This is a genomic window from Candidatus Poribacteria bacterium, from assembly GCA_009839745.1.
Classification (GTDB): Bacteria; Poribacteria; WGA-4E; order WGA-4E; family WGA-3G; genus WGA-3G.
Map to the genome: position 1 here is coordinate 1 of VXPE01000118.1, position 4,237 is coordinate 4,237.

General features: G+C 46.4%; 4 protein-coding genes. All 4 read right to left on the reverse strand.

Going from position 1 to position 4,237, the window contains the following annotated elements; translation table 11 throughout:
- Window positions 1-375: 375 nt before the first annotated feature.
- Window positions 376-984, reverse strand: coding sequence for a DUF1080 domain-containing protein (locus F4X88_18630; protein MYA58305.1), 609 nt, complete (start codon window positions 982-984; stop codon window positions 376-378).
- A gap of 24 nt (window positions 985-1,008) precedes the next feature.
- Complete coding sequence (locus F4X88_18635) at window positions 1,009-1,968, reverse strand: SDR family NAD(P)-dependent oxidoreductase (GenBank protein ID MYA58306.1); 960 nt, start codon at window positions 1,966-1,968, stop codon at window positions 1,009-1,011.
- A gap of 445 nt (window positions 1,969-2,413) precedes the next feature.
- Window positions 2,414-2,695: a hypothetical protein gene (locus F4X88_18640; protein MYA58307.1), complete on the reverse strand. Its 282-nt coding sequence runs from the start codon at window positions 2,693-2,695 to the stop codon at window positions 2,414-2,416.
- A gap of 109 nt (window positions 2,696-2,804) precedes the next feature.
- Window positions 2,805-3,716, reverse strand: coding sequence for a T9SS type A sorting domain-containing protein (locus tag F4X88_18645; GenBank protein ID MYA58308.1), 912 nt, complete (start codon window positions 3,714-3,716; stop codon window positions 2,805-2,807).
- Window positions 3,717-4,237 lie beyond the last annotated feature (521 nt).

Genomic DNA, 4,237 nt, shown 5'->3' on the forward strand with positions numbered 1-4,237 from the left:
AGGCACAAATCAGGGAGTTGGGATTTTCTACGAGTTCCACTGAAAATACAAACTCGCAGAATATTCAGACCTTTCAACAACAAGAGCCCCCACTGCCTTTCGACAAGGCAGCTTGAATATCATAATATTGTCCAAACTTTAGTTTCTATACTAAACTTTGGACAATTTTTTTTAAGAATACACATATCGCCCCGCTGGGGCTTGCCTGGTGTAGGGTATGGCGTTTCTATAAACATATCGCCCCGCTGGGGCTTGCCTTTGGGGCCTCCGAGTTTATTTTTTCAGAGTTGGGTATGTGTGAGAACCCTCGAGAAAAATCAGACATACCTTGAAAACAAGGTATGAACCTGACCGAAATTGTCCAAACTATTATTTCTATAGCGGTTTGACTTTAATGTTTCTGCACCAAATTTTCCCACCGTGGTCTTGGATACCGATATGTCCACTCCGCGGGAAATCTTTGAGGGCAATACCAAATTTGTTCCGGCTTCCATCGGGATTTTGGTGCGGTGTGTCCCACTCGTCCAAATCTGCGCGGACAATTTCTTCGCCGTTGAGTGTCACAGCAATGGTACTTCCATCGCATGTGATGCTCATTTGATTCCACTCCCCAGCGGGCTTACAGGTGTTCCGGGTCGGTCCCAAGGCATCGTAGAGTGCGCCGCAGTCGTGGCTATCGGTCGGTGCCTTGCCGTATGTATCTAAAATCTGGATTTCAAGTCCGCTCTGAACGGCGTCCTCCAGATCTGCCCATCGGACAAAGATTCCGCTATTGACTTTCGGCTCGGTTTTGAAGTCGAGTGCCAGTATGAAGTTGTCGTAGTGTTGTTCGGTGTAGAGGTATTTTCCACCCTGAACGGTGCAGAGAATACTACCATCATCAATAACCCACCCTTCGGCATTTCCGGTGGCTCCCCAACCGTTGAGTGTCTCCCCATCGAACAGGGATATCCATCCTTCAGTTTTCTCTTTTTCTGTTAACATATTTGCTCCTTTTGTTTCTGGAATTTAGGTTAATCCAACCAATTTATAACTTAAATCAACTAATTTCTTTGCAGTATCCATATTTCTGGCATTTGGATTTGGAGATGTCATGGGCCAACCGCCATTTTTACATTCTTTGTCTCTATACAGCACGCTGCTTTGGCTAAAATACGCCCCTGAATGGTTTGGTGCATCATCAGAGAGCAAACAGTGGAGTGATGTTTGAGCTGCTTCTTCATTACTGTCAGTGATGAAAGGGCTCAAGGGTGCCATCACCACTCTCATGATTTTCATAATCCAATGATTGCCTCCAAAGTTTGATCGTGCCCAACCCGGGTGAACAGAGGCTGTTGTCACACCTGTGCCTTCCAGTCGTTTCGCAAGCTCCATTGCATATAATATAACAGCAACTTTAGCCTCGCCGTAAGCAGCGAAATTATTGAATTTCCTGGTGTTAAAATTCAAGTCCTCCAAATGCACAGTGGGTCGGTTTCGTTGATTTCCTGCATGAACAACAGACGAAACAATCGCCACTCTTGATGGCGCACTTTTCTTCAATATATCAAGCAATAATTCAGTCAGTAGGAAGTGACCGAAATAACTAACGCCTATAGCCATCTCAAATCCATCTTTCGTCCGTTCGATCTCGCTGCCAAAGGTCACGAGCCCTGCATTGCATACTAAAGCATCCAGTTTATCATATTTCTTTAAGAATTCGGCAACAAAATTTCTTACTGACGCCAAGTCAGCAAGGTCTAATCTCATGACCGCATAACTCCCTTTTAACCCAGTAAAACTTTTAGCCACCTCCTCTCCTGCATCGGGTCTTCTACATGCCATTATTACATGACCACCTTGTTTGACTAATTGCCTTGTGGTTTCAAAACCAACGCCGGAGTTAGCACCCGTTACGATATAAACTTTTCCACTTATATCTTTTGAAAGCGTTTTTTCATCGACCCATAATACATTACTTCTGCTCATTGTTATTTCCTTGTATAATGTGAGTTTGAAAATAAATCTGTAGGTGTTTTTGCTTGGGTGTTTCCCCAGGTAGAGCGGTAAATACGCCGAAAAAAACGTAAGTTGGACGAATCTCCCCTTTTTAAGGCACGTTTCCGGGGCAATAACGGTAGCGAAACCCGACATCCCACTTTTATCAAACTCACGTTTGTATAGTATAGTAGGACTTACGCAGAGAGGCGATAAATCACCGCACTACGAGCGCAGACTTCTTTATCAATAAGGGATGCCTCCAAAGCGTATCGATTTGTAGTGGCGCAATTCATTGCGTAAGTCCTATAGATTTTAGAATGGTTGACATACAGATAGGGTATCAGTATAGGTTGGATGTTTGATTTGCATAGGACCTACGCAAAAAATGCCTAAATTAATTCTAAGGCTACTATAAACGTAAGACAGTATTAGATTAGGAAAGGAACGCCTTGAGTGCCCCGCCGACACCTATCACCGCGGCGATCCGGAATAGCCAGTCGACCAACTGTCTCTGATACGTAGCGACAGCTTTTGTCCCAGCAACAGTTTCTTCAACTCTCCGAAGCCGATCATCTAAAGCGCGTATGTCCGATCGGACACCTGAAATCTCTGTTTTAACTTCCGAAATATCAGATGCCACCTGTGTTTTGACTTCCGAAATATCAGATCGCAATATCTCGAACATATCTTTTGTCGTCAGTTGGTTGTCGTTCACTGCCGTTCCCCTTTCTGACTTCACGCTCTATTTTCTTTCTTATTGACCTAAGATACTCACGCATGCTAAAAATAGTATATCATATTTTTTCGAAATATGTCAAATGATACTATTTCCTTATGAGCATCTTCCGCGTTGCTGTGAAATCGCCCGTTGAGAGTGTATAAAAATAGAGTCCACTTGCCACTTTCTCGCCTTGTGTGTTTCTGCCATCCCAATACGCCGCGCGACTTTTGCGATGATACATACCCGCAGGCTGATGCCCCAATACCAACGTCCGCACCAAGTTACCCTTCACAGAATAGATACGTATCGTCACCGCCGCAGGCTCCGACAACTGATACGGTATCCAGGTTTCAGGGTTGAATGGGTTCGGGTAATTCGTCAACAAAGCCATCTTTTTGGGCGGTAACGCTACCAAGAGGCGTTCGAGCCAATCAATCCCCCGTTGCAACCGAGCATCCGTACGCCGCACGCGATACGCTGCTGCCAACCACTGCTCTATTCTGGCGCGGGATGGTAGTTCCGCCGAAGCAGCATGCCAGGCTGAAGGCGCGGCCGCAGCACCCCCTAACTCACCCGCCACCAATACCAGATCCTGAATATTAACGACACCGTCCCGATTGACATCTGCGGCATGCTGCCCGGCGTGTCCCAAACGTGAGGCGACTGACACCAAATCCTGTATGTTCACCACACCATCACCATTGACATCCGCAGTTATATCAGCATTCTGTGTGCTTTCAACCCGATCTATACCTACGAACATACGCCAAGCTCCGGCGCGCTCACTGACCTTCACGAGTAAGCGGTTATCGCCTTTCTTCAGATCCACTTGAAATGTGTCCTGAAAATCGCTCGCGGGTCGGTTCACAGCGTTTTTGTGAACCACTTCTCCGTTGAGCCAGACTTTGATAGCATCATCACTGCCGACGCTCATTCGCACCCCCGTTCGATCAGCATCGGATGGCAGCGAAAACAGGGCATAAGCCGAATGGTCGTTGACATCGCCTGTGGTCATACCAATCCTATTGAGACATTCATTGATGTCCCCGCTGGTGGGCGAAATATCTCCAAGCGTCCATACGAAACCTCCGACCTTATCACCTTCGTTTTTAAAGAGGGAAGAGTAAAGTCAACAGTGTCGTTCGTTTTTCCGTTTAAGTTTTGACAAGCCGTGAACAGACCATTTGTGTGTAGCTGCACTTGGTGAAGCCCATCGGGATCGGTTATCTTGAAGCGAAGGCGGATAGTATTCGGAGGCAATACGAGACTCGGTGGAAGCATCTCAATCGTAGTGTTATCGTGCGTTTGTCCATGCCGGGGGGCTCGGTCGGGGTTGAAGTGTGGGTTGACATCCAACCATTCTGCTGCACATCTTGATAATCGCCTACTACGACCAGCGCGCATAATGTTATCATCACCCCGAAAATCGTGCTCCAAGCCAAAAGCGTGTCCCAGTTCGTGCGCCGCGGTAGAAGCATTAAAATAACCCAAGTTGCCAGTTAGTAATGAGTTGTAAATCCATGGGATATCCTTTAT